Below are 17,203 nucleotides of genomic sequence, written 5' to 3'. Positions count from 1 at the left end.
TTATTTTGTCATCTATAAAAATAGACATAAGACTTGCATAAGGAATATACCTTGTTTTTAAATTTTTTTTAGATTTTTTACAAATTAATTAAAAATATTTTTATTAAATATATAATAATTATATGAATAGGATAAAACAAATAGAAAAAATACTTATTTTGTTTACCTCTTTCCCCATTATATAAGTAGATTAGTATGTTTCCGATATGAACTAATGAATCAAATTCAAAGAAGAAAGAGAGTTCAGAAACTAAAAACAATATTTTTTTATTTTCATAAAACTTATAGTAAGTATATATAATCCATGGAGCAAAAAATAAGTAGTCGAATTTAAAATAAAAACTTACAATTGAAAAAAATGTTACAATAAATAACTCAAAAAGAATTTTTATATTTACATCTTTTATTTTTATTTTATCTATTATATATAGCATTGTGAGATTAGTTAACAAAGTAAAAAATATATTTTGTTGTCCAAAATCTATGTATTTCCCACTCACTGCCAAATCAAAAGGTATTTCTGATATTAAAGCAAAAATTAAAAGATTAAAAAAATATTTTTTTTGTTTTTTGTTTTTTTTAATCCCTCAACTAATAAAAAGGCAAATATAGGAAATGCTATACGACCTATTATTTTGCATATCATATATTCCATAGAATCAAATCCATATAAATCAGAAAAAATGAACTCTCCTATGTGATCTATAAACATAGTTATTATTGCTATATATTTTAGTTTTGCACTTGTCATAATTTATCGTTCCCTTAAAAATAGCAGGCTATTTCAGCCTGCTTGATACATGTTGTCATATTCTTTTTTTATATACTCTTCAAAAACACTTAGTCCATTTCTAGCTCTATTTAAAAGGTTTAACTGTTCTTCAGTATTTTGAGCATCTTTTATAGTGTAAAAATAATCTGTAGAAAATTGAGAATATGTTGGTATTACATTTTCAAACCACACTTTCCAAAAAGGTCCAAGTCCTCTTTTTCTATATAAGTCATAGAAAGACATCATTTGATTATTCAAAGGTGCTATCAAATTATTATCTATATCTTCAAATGGTATAGCGTTGTTTTTTCTTATATTGTTTTCAAGTTCGGATAAAACTCTATATGAGGAATCTATTGTGATTAAAAGCTCTTTGTATAATTTTTCATACTCTGCGTTTATACTAGCCGAAGCATTAGAATCATAATTGCTTGTAATTTCTTTTCTAGAAAAGTTATCCTCAACAACTATATTCGGTTTAGTTTCTTCTGACTTTGCCGTTGGTTCAATACTTCCACTTAACAGATTAAACATTAAAAAGCCAAACAAGATTGCTATAATTAATATAGCTTTTTGATACAATTCAAAATCATCCCAAGTATCTTTCCAGAGTTCAATAATTTCTCTAATTTTCAAAAACTATCGCTCCCTATTATAACTCTATAGTTAAACCACCTTTTGAATCTTCTTCATCGTCTACATAGTCTTCGTTTTCTGTATCTTTTGAAAGATCTTCTTTTAAATGTTCATCGTTCACGCTTTTTTCAATTGCATCTTCTTCAATTTCTTCGCTTATTTCATTTACTTCGTCTTCTAATTCTTCGTCAATTTCTTGTGGTTCATAATTAGTAATAACATATTTGTTTATTATTCTTTCACATTCATCTTCAAAGTCTTCATAGCCAACTTCATCACCATTGTCATCTAAGAAATCAAGAATTTCATCAACTATATAACTAACTGTTGTGAGTTCTCTAGCAAATATTTGTTTTCCTGTCTTAGCTTCGTAATAATCTTCAAAGCTCATAGCTTCATAAGCTTCGTCATCAGAGATGTATTCAAAGTAATTGTTTACAAAATTGACATAACGAATTTTTTCCATTTCTCTAAATTGACCTTCTGGTATATTAATAATATATTCCATAATTTCCTCCTAATTTTATTTAAGTTTGTAATCTTGCCCTAAAAAAAGTAAATAGTTCTCCTGATATTTTTTTTGTTAATTCTATACCCTAACTTATTTTTTGTGGCATATACAGAATAATCATAATTAACTTTTTCCAAGTTGTTTATTTTTTTATTAAAAACTTCTGTAACTTTTTGATTATGATTTAAAATTTCATTTTTTAACTTTTGGGATATCGTAGAACTATATTCTTTATATTCTTCCCCATCAGTATTTATATATGAATTGGCAAGAGCAAATAAATTAGATAAATCATATCCTTCATAATGAACATTCGCCATATATAAGGTCTTTCCCATAACAGGTTGCAGGTTTGTTATAGTTATCGTTTGATCCATTACTTTTTCTAATAATTGTGTATAGAAAGTCGGGTTTTTACTTTTAATGTCTTTCATATTTGCTTCCAACACATCTTCTACTAAGGGGTTGTTTTCATATTTAATCAATACTTCTTGAAGTGATTCTTTCAATTTGCTTTCTTCTTCTGAACTTATTTCTTTTACATTAAATTTTAGAAGTGAGTTATTAGCTGTTTTTGCAAACACAGAATTTACTCCTGTAAAAAGAAAAAGTACAATACTTAATGAAATAAATAAGCTTTTTTTCACTCTATTCTCCTTTCCAATATAAATATACCTAGTCTTTTACTAAAATTAAGATTTTATTAAAATTTTTTAAAATCTTCCTCGAAAATTTTCTATTTGTTCTTCTAATCTTCTTTGTTCTTTTCTCATTTGATCCATTTTATATTCAGATTGCTTCATTGCAATTATTCTTAATCTATCTGATACTTCTTGAAAATTTTTTCTTGCTTGATATGTTTCTTTCACAAATTTATCGTATATACTTTTGTGGAATGATGTTTTAAATATATCATCTAAACTATTATATTTATTAATAATATCTCTTATAGGTGCATAAGCAGACCAATAGATTAAAAATTTAACTGCACCATAAGATTCGTATGTTGGATCATCTTTATCAGCTCCATATCTTTTTCCTATTTCTAAAAATCTTTTAACTCTAAATTCAGTTATTCTGATCATTTGCAATATTTTTAACATATCGCTTACGCTTCTGTCATTAGAATACTTATTTTGAATAGCTAATAAATCAGAATCTATTATTTCTTTTTTTAATTTCATTTGGGATATGCTTTTGAAATTCCTTTACTGGATTTGAAATAGTATCATATTTCATTCTAAATAACATATCATCATAACTAATATCATCAAAATTCTGATTTACAATTTCAGTATATTTATCAAGGTCTATTTTCATTTTTGCTAACTTTTTATCATATTTTCTCATTTGATCTTTAAAATTCATAATTTGCTCCTTAATTTATTTAATATTTGTCGTTAAAACAATCATACCATTAAGAATTTTTAATTAAAGTTATTTCTTATATATATAGTACCTTAAAAAATATTTTTTAATAAAATATACAAATTTGTATCAATTTTCTATTTGTAATTCCTTTAAAATTTTCTTTATTAATTTTTCGTCAATCCTTTTTATTTTTGAATACGATATATTAGACTTCTTGGAAATATAGTTATTATTTTTTTCTTGAAGATATTTTTCAACAAATATTGTTTGTTCGTCTTCATTTAGTTTTTGTAAAAACTCATTGAGAACTATTTTAGTTAAAATATCATCTTCCATAGTAATATCTGTTGAAGGAATAATTTCAGCGTTACTTAAACCATAGTCAAAATCGTTGTGTTCTCTATAACCATTTAAATCCACAGTATATTTTTTATTACTTAAATTTTTCCCAATGTTATATTCTTTTTGAGTTAAATTTGTATATTCTAATAAATTTTTTCTGTAATCTCTAATCCATTCTTTGCCAATATAGAACAAGAGTTATTATATTTTTGTAAAATTTCTTTTTCTTTTTTAGGAGCATATATGTTCCATGTTTTATCCCTAAAAAAGTTTTTAATTCTTCCTTTAATGAAGAAAGAAGCATAAGTTACAAATTTAGCCCCTTTATTTACGTCATACCTATCAATAGATTCCCATAGGGCCATAAAAGAGACTTGTGTTAAATCATCCATTTCATAAGATTCATTCGGTTTAAAAAATTTAGTAGCATAATAAACGGCCAAGCCCTTATTTTTAAAAAAATTTCTTCAGATATGCTATGTTTTATATCTGGATCATCTGTGTTTTGAAGTTCTAGAAACATTTCCTCATTATTCCATTGCTTTTCCACTTAATCACCACTTTGTACGTTTCCATAACCTTCGACTTCAACTTCAGGTAACACTAATTTATTTTCTTCATGTTTTTCTAAATCGTAAGAATTTTCGTTTTTAACTTCTTCGTCATGTTTTTTTTCATTTTCTTGTTTATATATATTTTCAACATTTTTTATATTTGTACTATTAACTTCTGTTTCTTTTGATTTACCTGTAGAACAAGAACATAAAATTACACATATACAAAATACAATTAATATTCTCGGTTTTTTCTTTATCAAGATTTTTCCTCCTTCGAATTATAAAATAAATTCTTCTACTTTACCTTTATATGTTTTAGTTGATTCATCTAAATATTTTTCATTTATTTTTAAAAACTTAATTTCAGAAATATTTGTATAAATAAAATAAATATCTTTTGTTTCATCGTAATATACAACTGGATAATTATTTATATCATCCTTTGCAATTTTTCTAATCGGCAAGTATTTTTCACTTATACCTGATATCTCATATATGTTATTGTTGTATTCAATGTATATTCTTCCATCAGAAGATGCAGATTTTACAGGAACTATAATCAAATTGTCTTTAGTAGTTTGTTTGTTAATCTCATTTTCCAATTCATTGTTATTTTCTTCATTACTAAAATCAATGTTATCTTTTTGAGTTACTTCGGTTACTTCTTTTGGCTTTTCAGCACCATTTTCTGTTTGAGATGTCCTGGTATCTTCTTCAATTTCCTCTTCATTTTTAGGAACGGCTTTTGAAAATACTAAGTCATTGTTGTTTTCATTTTCAATTTTTTCTTGTGGTTGTTTATTTAAATCCCTATATTCAATTTGATTATTTAAATAAAAATATCTTGCTAGAAATAATATTCCTACTAAAGAAATAACACTTAAAAAAAATTTTTTATTGTAATCTCTTTTTTTGACAAAATAAACCTCCTATTTACTTGTTAATATAGATATTATTTTAGTTATTAAGTATCCTAAAATAACAAGATTCATACCTTTTATAAGCATGTTTTCGCCATTTTCATATTTTGTTTTCTTAGAGTTTTCTACTTTAATAATTTTTTCTTCTATAGAAGTATTTGAATATTTCTTAATGTATTCTCCAAGGTCAAAATCCTTATGATTAAAATTTATACTATCGTTTAGCCTAATTAATCTATGTGTTGTGTTTACAAATTTGCCGTCATTAAATTTACAAAAATGAACTTCATCTTTTAAAACATCTTCAGGTAAAAAAATCCACTTAAATCTTTGATAATTTCTATTTTTAATAGTTCATAATCTTCATTATTTGAAACAATATATTCGTATTTTCCATCATTTTCATTGTTAAAAAAAGTAATTGTATTGCTCATTTAATACTCCTTTGTAGCTTTTACTTTTTTATATATGTCATAACAGGTGTTTGCATCGAGTTTATGTTTTTTACCTATAAATCTGCATGCTTCAAATAAAAAATCGCTACTCCCATCTAAATTTTTCGATATTTCTGGATCATCTAATGCTTTTCTTACTTCATAAAAAATATTTAATTCGTCTTCTGTTAAAGTTGAGTGACCTACATGTCTTTTGTTAATATAAGCAAAATCAAAATTATCTTTTTCATAAGCATGGCCCACAATACCACCAGGTGCATAATAAACCGTTCCTGTTGTATATCCAAAAATATTTACATCTCTTTTATCATAAAAATAAGCGAACATTCTTGTTTCGTTATCAGGTATTTTATTTTCTTTCATTATTTTTTTTGTAAGATTTATAAGATTTTCTTTGCCTGTTAAATCTGTATATACTTTTATGTTTTCAATAGGCATAGTTCTGTAACTTTCGTCTACTCCAATTGGAAGATTTAGCTGTGGAACACTAATTGTTTCAACTGACATAATTTCATAATCAAGATTTTTAGCTAATGGGGTTTTATTTTCTTCGATAACTACTTCTTTAACAGGTTTTTGTCTAATTTGAGAATTTAGAGTTTTTTGAATTATATAATGACTTGTAAAAATATTTGCTAATATCATAATTAACACATAGGTAAAAACAACTCTATGTTTTAAAAATGGTGAATTATATTTAAAACCATTCATTTCAAATTGCGTAAACATTTCTATCCCACAAATATATAAAATTAATGAGATTATTAATATAGGGAAAGAAAATATTTTTGGTGTCACTAAATTAAAAACATAAAATATGTATTTGCTTATACAAAATTCAATTAAAAATAGATAAATTATTCCAGAAATTATTTCAATAATAAAAGTTTTTATATGCAAACTTTTATTATTTTCACCTTCATAGTTCAAACTATCTAAAAGTTCTCTAAATAAATTTATCCTGTTTGTTATTTCGTAGAAGGCATAACCTAATATTCCTGCTACAATTCCTAAAATTAATGCACTTAATATAACTTTCAAAATGTCCTCCTTTGTCTTCTATATGAATTAAATAACTTAATCTAAAAATTTTTATTTTATTTTCAAAAAAACATTTCAATCAAAAAATAGGACTCTATATTCTATAGAGTCCTATTCAAAAAATTGTAAAACTATTTTTTTCTTACAATCATGTTAGAGCCACCTACTGCACCTGCTTTTACTTGTTCCCAAGTAAACCATCCTGTGTTGGAAGGATTATTGTTTGCAGAATCGTGTACTCTAAATGGTTTATCTGGATGGTTTTCTGGATCATATCCTATAAGAACTACATAGTGACCTCCATCCCTATAAGTTCCACTAGGTCTTCTAGTCCACGTTTTATCAGGTGGTCTAGAGTGAATAACAGCATACCCACCAGAATTTAAAGCTTCAATAATTTCGTTTTGACTATTTCTAAAGTTAGAGCTTGAAGATGCTCTTGCTATTATTTCAGAACCATAGTTGTTATTTAAAAATCTACTCATCAAACTTCCATCCATAACTAAATCGGTTTTCAAAAATCCACCTTCAAGTTCATTTACATGGATTGGTCTGCCAAGAGCTTTTGTCAATCCCATAGCATTGGCCCAACCACCACATCCATTTTGAAGGTAAGTTTTTGACTTGCCATAAATTTTAATGTTTTGATATTCATTTGGAATTGATGACATTTGGCTCATCCAAGGATAGCCTTCCATCATAATGATGTCTTTAGTTATTGTACCTGTATATGTGTCTGGTATTTCACATACTGCTTCTTTAGAGAATACTTCTCCACTCGTATTATAGTTAACTTTATTACTTGATTCTTTTTGTTCTGCTTTCTTTGCTCCTTCAGTAAATTTAGAGTGTAGCTTTTTAGCTATATCTGGATGAATTACTTCTAGAACATTATTAAATTTGGAAAGTTCTTGACTGTCCGTTACAAGTTGTGTTGTAGGGTCTTTAGGTGAATATACCTTTACTACTGAACCTGCTGATATACCAAGTTCTGTACCAGGTTTGAGAACATCTCCTTTTTCTACTCTTAATGTTGCTGGATCTAATCCTTCATATACTAGGTATTTGTCGTTACCTGAAGAATCTGCTTGTTTAGTTACAACATAAGCATGACCCTCTTGTGTTGTTCCTGTTGATATAACAGAAGCTTTTGACATAGAACCTACTATAGGTCTATTTACAGTTGATGAAGTAAATTCTAAAGTTGGTGAGTATTCCCAATTGTTAGGATCTATTTCGGCATCATTTTCTACTGGTCCAGCATCAAAAAATCTTATCCATCCTGTTGCATTTTTATATGTGTCAGAAATAACCCCTTGTGTTGGTCCATTACCTGTACGACCTATTGTAGAGTGATACATTACATTATTTCCTCTGTTCACTCCATTTTCTTTATCCATGCCAACATTAATTGCAATATGTCCTGTAATTGATAAATTTGTTGCATATCCGTTTACACCCTTAATCATTACTATAATATCGCCAGGTTTAATTCCTTCTAATGGATCTCCTCCAGATTCTCTAACATCTCTATAAGCCTTAACATATTTCCACCAAGGTTGATCTTTATTTAAAAATTTACTTGCAGAAATTCTCGGAAAATCAATTCCCATATCTCTTAAAACAGCTCTTGCATATCCTGAACAATCAAGTTGACTGTATGTGTATTTACCAAGATAAGATCTTGCTTGATTTAAAAATGCCTGTACTTCTTGTGATGATGCTTCTGAAATATAGTCTTTATTTCTTTTTCCATAAGAGCTAACAACTTTAAGTCCTTCAAAAGTATTAGTTGATACAGGTAAAGTCCAGCCATCATCATTTGAACATTGAACCATGTAATCTTCTTGGTTCACGTTATTGCTTGCATCAAGGAAATAGTCATCCATATTTATATCTGTAGCATAAGATCCATAACCTGTTTCCAACATATATGATTGTACTTTATTATCTGGATAATCAAGTACACCAGTTTCCATATACATTGCTGGGTTAATATATGTGTAAGCCGTATTAAATTTATCGGATAAAGCACCTGCTAATTTACCAAGTGTTTGTTTAAATACAGGAACATTTATATTTCCTATTGAAGCCAATAAATCAATATGAGGATATACATAATATAATTGTAAATATAAAACAGATTGTAAATCGTCTTCTTTAACATCCATATTTTCTAAAGCTTTTTTCGCTTCTTCCTCATGTTCTTTAAAGAATTTATCAAGCATACTTTGTTTTTCTGCTAATTCTTTTTCTAAATTAGCTATTTTTTCTATTAGACTACTGTCATTAGGATTTTCCTTTAATTTTTCTTTTAACGATGAAATCTTTTTGGTTAATTTTTGAACTTTTTTTAGAAAGTTTTTTGTACTTTTGTTTCAAGAGTATCTGTTTCTTGAATTTCTTCCTCTAATTCTTCTCTTCCTGTATCTCCAGTAAATCCTGCACCACTTATATCAAAGTTTTTATTTTCAAAAGGATTACCCTTAAATTGGATTACGTCAACTACTTTTCTACCCCATTTATTACAATCCCTATTGTGCATTAAAATATCCAATACTCTATTTTCGGGATTTGAAGTAGACCAATCTCCTTTCATTGCTCCACCAGTATCTGTGGCACGAGCAAATCCGTAACCATCTATCCATAAATATGTTCCGTAAGGTATAACAGGTTTACCATTTTTTCTTGGTACAGCTACATCTCCAATTCTTAAAAGATTGTCTTTATCTTTAACACCTTTATACACTTCAGGAAGTTTTGTCTTATCAGTAGCAGTAGTTGAAACACTTCCTGGTCCTAGTCCATTTTCAGATGGATCATCGGAATAAGCTGTTACAGTCCATTTACCTTTTTTCTCAATTAAATCTCCTGCAATATCAGATGGTCTACCCCATCCAAGACCTCTAGGTCCTAAACCTTGATACATATCACCTAATATTGGGTGAGATATTTCTCCAGGTTCCGAATTAATAACATCAGATTTATATGAACCTTCATTTCTTGCTTTTTCTTCTGGATCCTCGTCTTTTAATACTTTTTTCAAAGTACCTAATTCGTCATAGTGATCTACCCAATTATTTTCACCATCAAAAGCTCTTATTCTAAGTTTCTCAATACTTTCAGAATCAAAACCACCAATTAAAAGAATTGAACCATGTTTAAATCCCTTTAATTTGCCAGATGCACTATAAAAATTATCATTGGTTAAATCTGCTATTGCCTTTGAACTAGCACCTTCAGCTCCATATCTATCTGGGTTAGCTATTAATACATAGCCTCCCCCTACTCTTTCATCTTGAAGTGTAGGTGCTGTTATTCCTAAAAATCCATTTCCAGCTACTATAAGTTTTCCTTCCATTGGAGAATAAACTTTTTGACCTGGCATTGTAACAACATCTACAACAGAGTTCATAACAAGACCTGTTTTTTTGTCATAATATTCGCCAAAATCATTTAAACTATTTTTCTTTAAATAGTTTTGAGATTCATTGTAGTTTAAATCAAGATTTTTAGTTTCAAATCCAGATACGTCAGATACGTTATCTGATGCTGGCTTATAAACTTTATCTGTTTCAAATCCAAACCTTCTTCTTACATACGTTGTAGGATAATCATAAGGATTAGTAGGATTAGAAATTACTGTTGAAACAGTTGGTGTTTCATCATTTTTTATCAGTTGTTGATTGTGTATTATTATCTGTTTTTTTATCTGTTTCTAAATCTGCTTTTTCATTAGTATTTGTAGACGTGTTATCAAACAAAGATGATCTGTTTCCATTTTTATCTTTGTTTTTCTCATCCTCTTTATCATAATCAACATGTCTATAACCATCTTGATGTCTTATTAACCAAGAAACTGAATAAATTGGATCAGTTAAATCTAATTGCTTGCCAGGATTTAGAGGATCATCGGCCAACTCTTTAGATGAAAATGGATTTGTAAGTCTTCCTGTTATTGAACTTTGATTAGCATCCATTGTTCTAAATCTAGTGTCTGATCCTTGAAGTCTAAATAACATTTCCCTACCTGTATGTTCTTCGCTAGCACTTGGTACACCTAGACCAGCTTCTCCATCTTTAGGTAATTCTAGTTTTTTAGATGTATTATTATCCACAGCTATTTCAGTATTATCAGAATTTTGTTGTGTGTCTCCACCAGTCTTAGATTCTGCAAATTCATATCCATAAAAATAGTCAAAAGGATAATCTTTTCTATCTGCATAATATATTTTTACTTGTTTAATTTGTCCGTCTTTAGATATTTCTTTAGTAATTAAAGAATCTTTATTTGCATCATCAATAGTATAAGAGTTTGGTGGGTGTAACCTTTGAAAAATATCTAGCATCATATCAATAGGGTCTTCTTTTACACCTGCATCTATGGCATCTTGTGATAATTCTTTAGTATTTGTATATGTTCCATCAGATTTTTTTCTAATTAAAGTCGAATTATCCACTTGTTCATCTGCTGATTTTTTAGAAATATCTTTAAGATTTTTTTCTTGTCTATTATATTCAGATTCAGTAGGAGGAATTTTTTCTAGTCCAAAATTGCTTTCATATTCCTTACCAGCATCTATATCATTTGTTTCTAAAGCATAGTCTGTTATTTGTTCAATGGTATCATCTTGATATACCGTTTCTAAAAATTGAACTAATCTATTCGCATCTGTTCTAACAAATAAACCATCACTTGTAGGGTTATATGGTTCAGGTATTGGAAGCTTCTTCCTTCTAGGAACTATTACTGTTAATTCCTCATCTGAAGACCAAGCTCCATCTCTAATTGCTTGAAGCTTATTTAAAGCATCAATATTAGCATCTCTATATCTTTGAGATTCACCCATATTCGCATCATAATCTAGTTTAGTTATACGATTATATGTTATTGTTCCGTAGTCATAAGTTTCATTTAATTTAAGTGATGAGGTAAACATAAATAAAACCATGGAAAATAGTGTGCAAATTACAGCTATAAAAACTCCAATCCCCATTGGTGTTTTCAAAAGGAATAATAAAGCTTTAAGAGTATTCGCAAGAGTTTTTGCAATTTGTTTAGTCTTTTGACCCATTTGTTGAGCAAATTTTTTCATTGCTGAAATATTCTTTCTAACAAATTTATAAGACTTCCTTACTTTTTTATTTGTTCTTGTAGCAATCTTATAACCTTTCTTAGATGTATAAACTCCTAATTTTCCACCAGCATACATGGTGTCAAAAACTTTATTTAATGATTCAGAACTTTCATCATTATTTACTCTTAAAATTGATTGTTCGGTTCTTAAAGCTAAATATCCAAATGTTCTAGACCTATATTTAAATTTAGAAAATAGATTTCTTTTATTTTTCTTTGCAAATCTTCGTAGTCTATCCATTCTTAACTTAGAAGATTTTTTTATTCTTTCCTTATTTAAATATTTATAAAAAGGATTTTCTCCTCCAAAAGCAAAATAATCCCATACTTTCTTAGATTTTACTTTTAAAATCCTTCCTGCTTTTCTAGAAATTTCTTTAGTTTTTCTAAGTTTACTTTTTTTGTTAGTATTTCTATCTCTTAAAAGAAGTCTAGATATAAAATGTCTTCCATATAATTGACTTAATGCTTTAAAATATCCTTCATCTTCTGTTGTTCTTCCTAAAATCATTCCCATTGAATAATCATAGGCAAACATGCCAATACCATATTTTAAATTTCTTCCAAATCTTTTAGCATATTCTCTTCTATATCTATTAATTCTTTTCAATCTCTTTAAGGCTTTATTTTTTATTTTAATTTTCTTATTTTTTAAATAATTGTTAAAATTAGAATTAATATTTTTTGCTTTTTGGTTAAACTCCTGATAAGATTTAAAGAATTTCTTTTTATTATTATTTATATTTCTTTTAGCTTCTCTAAATTTTTTTCTGTATTTAAAATCTTTTCTTTTTCTGTGCTTATATTTATTTTTATATTTAGATTTGCCATTTTTATTTATTCTTTCTTTTAAATTTATAAAAGAATTTTTTTCAGTGTTAAATTGTTTTTTTATTATTAATGTTTAATTTTTCGTAATATCTATTTTTGTTAATAGCTTTAGATATATTTTTCTTTGATTTTTAGATACTTTCTTTAATCTGTCTATGTGACCTTTTCTTTCAAGCCCCTTTGCATAAGCTATTTGCCTATTTATTCTTTTTCTTAATTTCTTTTTTCTTTCTCTAGCTATTAATCGGTTTTTATTATCTGCTTGAAAAGCTGTATTAAAGTATTTTCTTTGTTCATTTTTTATTTTCCCATAAAATGCCTTAATATCTTTTTCATTTTTAAGATTAATTTTTCCTAAATTCTTAGCATATCTATGGTAATTATCTCTTTTATTTCTGTGAATAAGAATTTCTTTTTTTTCTTTTTTTAGTTTAGAGGAAATTATTGATGTTTCATCAATTTTTTTAATAAGACTTTTTATACTTCCAGATTGAAGAAGAGCGTATCTGGCTTGTGCAGGAGTTAAGGTTCCTCTTCTGGCAGCTTCCATAGCAATAATTTTCATGTTTTTAGTCCTAGTAAGAGCGTTTAACTGCATTTTTCTCATTAAACGTTTCTTCGCTATTTCTTTACTACCTAATTTCTCTCTTCTTAATACTTTAGTCTTATATAAATATCCCTTATCTCTATAAAAATTATTTCTATCCGTTTTTTTAGAATTTTTCTTTAATGTTTTTTCTAAAGCTGATGTAGCAAATTTATGGCTTTTTTTATTTTGTAATCCTTCCTTAGTTTTCTTTATTGTTTTAGAATCTATTTTTTTAGGATTTACTTTCCAATCATCTAAATTTGCATAACTCTTTTTATTAATAATATCTTTTGCTTTAGTAACTTTTTCAGAATCTATTCTTTGTCTTTCTTTGAAATAATAATTATAATTGACACTTTCTAATGTTTTTTTATTTCTTTTTTGTAATTCTCTTTTATGATTTATTAAATCTTGTCTAGATATTTCATCAATAGGATTGATTTTATCTTTTTCTATTAACTTTTCTCTTCTTCTATAAATATTATTAAGATCTTCTTTATTTTTTAAATAAGCTTTTCTTTTTACATTTCTAGAAATTATTTTAGTTTGTAATGTATTTTTTACTGGTTTTCTTTTTAATTTCTGATTATATAAGTTAGGATAAAAATCTTTTTTTAAATTATTTTTTAGATGCATTATTTAAAACTTTTGTTGTATCAATTTTTTTGATTTTATCTCTATTTTCTATATAAGCAAATTTGCTATCAATCCCTGATGATTTGTTTATAGATTTATAATCTTTAGAATTTCTTTTTTCAGTTTTTATAAATATATCTGGCTGTCTATTAAGTCTTTCAGAAGTTTTATAAAATGTAGATTCCATTGTATGGAAATCTTTGCCTTCTTTTATTCCAGAATTTTCTCTAAATGTTTTTTCTTTAAACTTATTTATAGCATAACTTCTTCTGGCTCTTTCTTCAGCTTTTTGTTTGAATTCTTTATTTGCTTTTTTAGAATTTTTATTAAAGATATTATCTTTATTAACTGTGTCTTGAAATTTTTCGACTTTTTTAGATAAATCTGCTTTTTCTTTATTGGCAAATTCTACCTTTTTATTTGAATCGGTTTTAACCTTTGATTTAACAGATTCAAATATTTCGTGTTTTTTATTATCTTTTTCAAGACCATTATCGTAATTATTTATATTTGTGCTTTTTAATTCACTTGATAAATATGGAATATCTTTGTTTTTGCCGATTTTTGTTGTAAGTTTTTTAGATTTTTTGTGTTGAAAATCTTTATTATCCAGGTTTTCTCTAGATTTAGTAATGTTATTCTTGTTTTTAAATATACTTTCTTCTTTATTTTTAGATTTTTTTTGATAATCATTAATTCTACTTCTAGCCCTCTCAAAAGTAGAATTCATTGTATGAAAGTCTTTACCTTCTTTTATGCCAGAACTATTCCCATATTTTTCAATTTTGTTAGAGATTTTGCTTTTTTTGTTTTTATTATTTTCGATACTTTTATTAAAAAGTTCTTTAGCTATAACTTGATCTCTAACAATGTTTGAGATTTTAAAAGAATTGTTTTTTCCTTTGTTTAAATTATTAACTCTATTAATATTTTCTTCTTGGTTATTATTAATATTATAAAATTTAGAGTTTACTATGTTACTTTTATTTAAGTCTGATTTTCTAGATTCAATGTTTTTATTAAATAAAATATTTTGTTCTTTTAAAAACTTTTCTTCGTTTTTTCTGTTTTCTTTAATTCTTTGTTTTTCTCTTTGAATATTTAAATCATTTATTTTTTTATTGAAATCTTCTTTTTCAATATTAATAAATTCTTCTTTTATACCATTTTCTTTTTTTCTAGAAAGAATATTTTGAGAATACCTTAAATTGCCATAAACATTATTAGATTGAAAAAGTGGATTATTTTTTCCTTCTTTTTTAAGCTTCCTTATGGTATTTCTAACTTGTTGTTGTCTGGTTTTTTCAAATTCTTCAAAAGCTTTCTTCTTTATTCGTTCTTCCCTATTAAAATCGTAATTTATTTTAGAAGTTTTTATATTTTTATCTATATTAGGTTTCTTAACAGTGTCTATACTGTCTTTTAATCTATTTTTTCTTTTTTTCCTACCTTTATATAGCCTTTTTGATTTTTTCTTTTTTTTCTTTTTATGACTAATTAAGTCGTTATATAAAGATTCAGATGTATGAAAAGAGCTACCTTCTTTGAGTTCGCCCGAAAAATTTCTATCTTCTATTTCATTATCATATATTTCGTATTTTTTACTTTCTTTTTCAGACAAAATTTTCACCATCCTTTTTGCACAATTTATACTGTTGAGAATATACCTTAGATTTTTATAAAATTTAGTTTTTTTTAAATTTATTTCTATAACAAAAAAGGAAGTAGATTTTATTCTACTTCCTTTTAATCCTGTATTTATCTATCTAGGGGAATTCTTACTGTTCTGTTATTGTTATTCCATTTTATTTGTTGGTTTATTCCGTCTTCTACTGTCTCTCTTCTGGTATGTCTTTGATGTTGTCTGTTAAGTCAATATCTTTATATCATGGCATTACTTCTTTTTTATATGTGTTCTTTGTTGTTTTTTGGAATTGGTATGATTGTTCCATCATCATCTTTTACATATTTACCAGGATTGTATATAGTTATATTAGCACTATATTGATATTTTGGAACTTCTTTTGTTTCTAAAGTTATTTTTTTATTGTCTTTAGGAAAACTTATTTTTCCGTTTTCTCTTTTTAAATATTTGTAATCTTTAACAAATGAACTTATATCATTAATATTTTCTTTTAATCCCTTTAAGCAAATCCCAGCGTTTTCAAATTTAAAGGGATTTTGTTCTGGATGAAGAGTAATCTTTTGCTCAATAAATGCATAATCTCCTATTCTTGTTACTGAATTGAGGATGGTTACATTTGTTAGTTTGTTGTTATAAAATGCATAATCTCCTATTCTTGTTACTGAATTTGGTATTGTTAAACTTATTAATCGGTTGTTTGCAAATGCACAAGACCCTATTGTTGTTGCTGAATTGGGGATGGTTATGCTTGTTAATTTGTTGATTGCAAACGCATTAGACCCTATTATTGTTACTGAATTTGGTATGATCACACTTGTTAATTTGTTATTTTTAAACGTACAAGACCTTATTGTTGTTACTGAATTTGGTATAATCACACTTTTTAATTGATTGTTTTCAAATGCACTTCCTCCTATTGTTGTTACTGAATTTGGTATGGTTACACTTGTTAATTTATTGATTGCAAACGCACTAGAACCTATTGTTGTTACTGAATTAGGGATGATTACACTTTTTAGTTGGTTGTCTAAAAATGCACCAGATCCTATTGTCGTTACCCCATGGGGTATTAATAGGTCTTTATTACCTTTTACTTTTTCTTTTCCTTTAACAGAGAAACCTTTAACGACATTATTTTCAATAACAAAGTCATTATTTCCCCATTCTTTTAAAGTAAGTATTTTTCTTAATATGTTTTTGTTTTCCATCTACTCGAGCAAGGAGACCCTCGACTTCAGTCGTGGGAGGAATTGCTCCTAACTCCCTGCTATCCTCCTTTCTTTATTAACCCTGTTTTTTTATGCTATAAGCCAGTACACAAGAAAACTGTAATGTTACCTTCGACAATGTTATTCTATAGATTTATTTTATCTAGTCGGATAGAGTATGTATCTATTCTTCCTTCTATATATACTAAATAACTTAATCAGATAATTTTTCTGATAATTTTTAAAAATCCTTTTAGTTTCTTTAGATTGACAAAAGAACCAGTAGATTGGGAGCTTAATTGACTTATGGTTATTATTGTTTTTTATCTAATACCTTTTTACTTTTGTCTCTCTGTAGTTTGTATGCTAAAAATGGAAAGCTTCTTATATTTTGAACTTTTGAGGTTATTATAATTTATGTAAAAAAAAGAGGAAGTAGATTTTACTCTACTTCCAATCTTTTGTTGTATTTATCTATTTAGGGAGATACTTACTTGTTTATTGTGTTTATTCCATTCTATTTGTTGGTTTATTCCGTCTTCTGTATTTCCG

17 protein-coding genes and 1 pseudogene are annotated in these 17,203 nt (G+C 26.7%); all 18 read right to left on the bottom strand.

Annotation, left to right across the window (positions count from 1 at the left end):
• Positions 1-77 precede the first annotated feature (77 nt).
• Positions 78-751, bottom strand: a pseudogene (locus tag HGPT_RS10620) (TraX family protein).
• A gap of 33 nt (positions 752-784) precedes the next feature.
• Positions 785-1,408, bottom strand: a complete 624-nt coding sequence (locus HGPT_RS07480; protein WP_019139216.1) for a hypothetical protein — start codon at positions 1,406-1,408, stop codon at positions 785-787.
• A gap of 16 nt (positions 1,409-1,424) precedes the next feature.
• Positions 1,425-1,916: a hypothetical protein gene (locus HGPT_RS07475; RefSeq protein ID WP_019139215.1), complete on the bottom strand. Its 492-nt coding sequence runs from the start codon at positions 1,914-1,916 to the stop codon at positions 1,425-1,427.
• 38 nt (positions 1,917-1,954) lie between these two features.
• A complete protein-coding gene (locus HGPT_RS07470) occupies positions 1,955-2,566 on the bottom strand; it encodes a hypothetical protein (protein WP_019139214.1) in 612 nt (203 codons plus the stop codon).
• Between the two features lie 66 nt (positions 2,567-2,632).
• Positions 2,633-3,103, bottom strand: a complete 471-nt coding sequence (locus tag HGPT_RS07465) for a hypothetical protein (protein ID WP_019139213.1) — start codon at positions 3,101-3,103, stop codon at positions 2,633-2,635.
• Complete coding sequence (locus tag HGPT_RS07460) at positions 3,072-3,287, bottom strand: hypothetical protein (protein WP_019139212.1); 216 nt, start codon at positions 3,285-3,287, stop codon at positions 3,072-3,074. Before HGPT_RS07460 ends, HGPT_RS07465 begins: the two co-directional genes overlap by 32 nt.
• A 129-nt stretch (positions 3,288-3,416) precedes the next feature.
• On the bottom strand, positions 3,417-3,827 hold the full coding sequence (locus HGPT_RS07455) for a sigma-70 RNA polymerase sigma factor region 4 domain-containing protein (RefSeq protein WP_155799242.1): 411 nt from the start codon (positions 3,825-3,827) through the stop codon (positions 3,417-3,419).
• On the bottom strand, positions 3,776-4,075 hold the full coding sequence (locus HGPT_RS07450; RefSeq protein WP_081578518.1) for a sigma factor: 300 nt from the start codon (positions 4,073-4,075) through the stop codon (positions 3,776-3,778). Before HGPT_RS07450 ends, HGPT_RS07455 begins: the two co-directional genes overlap by 52 nt.
• A gap of 107 nt (positions 4,076-4,182) precedes the next feature.
• Entirely contained in the window at positions 4,183-4,449 is a 267-nt protein-coding gene (locus HGPT_RS07445) for a hypothetical protein (RefSeq protein WP_019139208.1), read from the bottom strand.
• 18 nt (positions 4,450-4,467) lie between these two features.
• Positions 4,468-4,791 (bottom strand): hypothetical protein, encoded by a 324-nt coding sequence (locus HGPT_RS07440; RefSeq protein WP_019139207.1) that lies wholly within the window; start codon positions 4,789-4,791, stop codon positions 4,468-4,470.
• A 611-nt stretch (positions 4,792-5,402) separates the two neighbouring features.
• Positions 5,403-5,543 carry a hypothetical protein gene (locus tag HGPT_RS09055; protein ID WP_019139206.1) on the bottom strand — a complete coding sequence of 47 codons (141 nt, stop codon included), beginning with the start codon at positions 5,541-5,543 and terminating at the stop codon, positions 5,403-5,405.
• Positions 5,544-6,605 (bottom strand): hypothetical protein, encoded by a 1,062-nt coding sequence (locus HGPT_RS07435; protein ID WP_019139205.1) that lies wholly within the window; start codon positions 6,603-6,605, stop codon positions 5,544-5,546.
• A gap of 131 nt (positions 6,606-6,736) precedes the next feature.
• Positions 6,737-8,833, bottom strand: coding sequence for a C39 family peptidase (locus HGPT_RS07430; protein ID WP_019139204.1), 2,097 nt, complete (start codon positions 8,831-8,833; stop codon positions 6,737-6,739).
• A 125-nt stretch (positions 8,834-8,958) separates the two neighbouring features.
• Entirely contained in the window at positions 8,959-10,020 is a 1,062-nt protein-coding gene (locus HGPT_RS09310; protein WP_019139203.1) for a 3D domain-containing protein, read from the bottom strand.
• Positions 10,021-10,270: 250 nt separating this feature from the next.
• The gene (locus HGPT_RS07420; protein ID WP_019139202.1) at positions 10,271-12,352 is read right to left on the bottom strand and encodes a hypothetical protein; all 2,082 of its coding nucleotides are present in this window, start codon (positions 12,350-12,352) and stop codon (positions 10,271-10,273) included.
• Between the two features lie 294 nt (positions 12,353-12,646).
• Complete coding sequence (locus tag HGPT_RS07415) at positions 12,647-13,798, bottom strand: hypothetical protein (protein WP_019139200.1); 1,152 nt, start codon at positions 13,796-13,798, stop codon at positions 12,647-12,649.
• A complete protein-coding gene (locus tag HGPT_RS07410) occupies positions 13,782-15,419 on the bottom strand; it encodes a hypothetical protein (protein ID WP_019139199.1) in 1,638 nt (545 codons plus the stop codon). The genes HGPT_RS07415 and HGPT_RS07410 overlap by 17 nt, the downstream gene beginning before the upstream one ends.
• Positions 15,420-15,703: 284 nt before the next feature.
• Entirely contained in the window at positions 15,704-16,651 is a 948-nt protein-coding gene (locus HGPT_RS08765) for a leucine-rich repeat domain-containing protein (protein WP_019139198.1), read from the bottom strand.
• Between the last annotated feature and the right edge of the window lie 552 nt (positions 16,652-17,203).

It is taken from the genome of Peptoniphilus timonensis JC401 (assembly GCF_000312025.1).
GTDB lineage: Bacteria > Bacillota > Clostridia > Tissierellales > Peptoniphilaceae > Peptoniphilus_A > Peptoniphilus_A timonensis.
The sequence above is the reverse complement of the archived record's forward strand: the minus strand, read 5'-3'. Positions and strand labels throughout refer to the sequence as shown.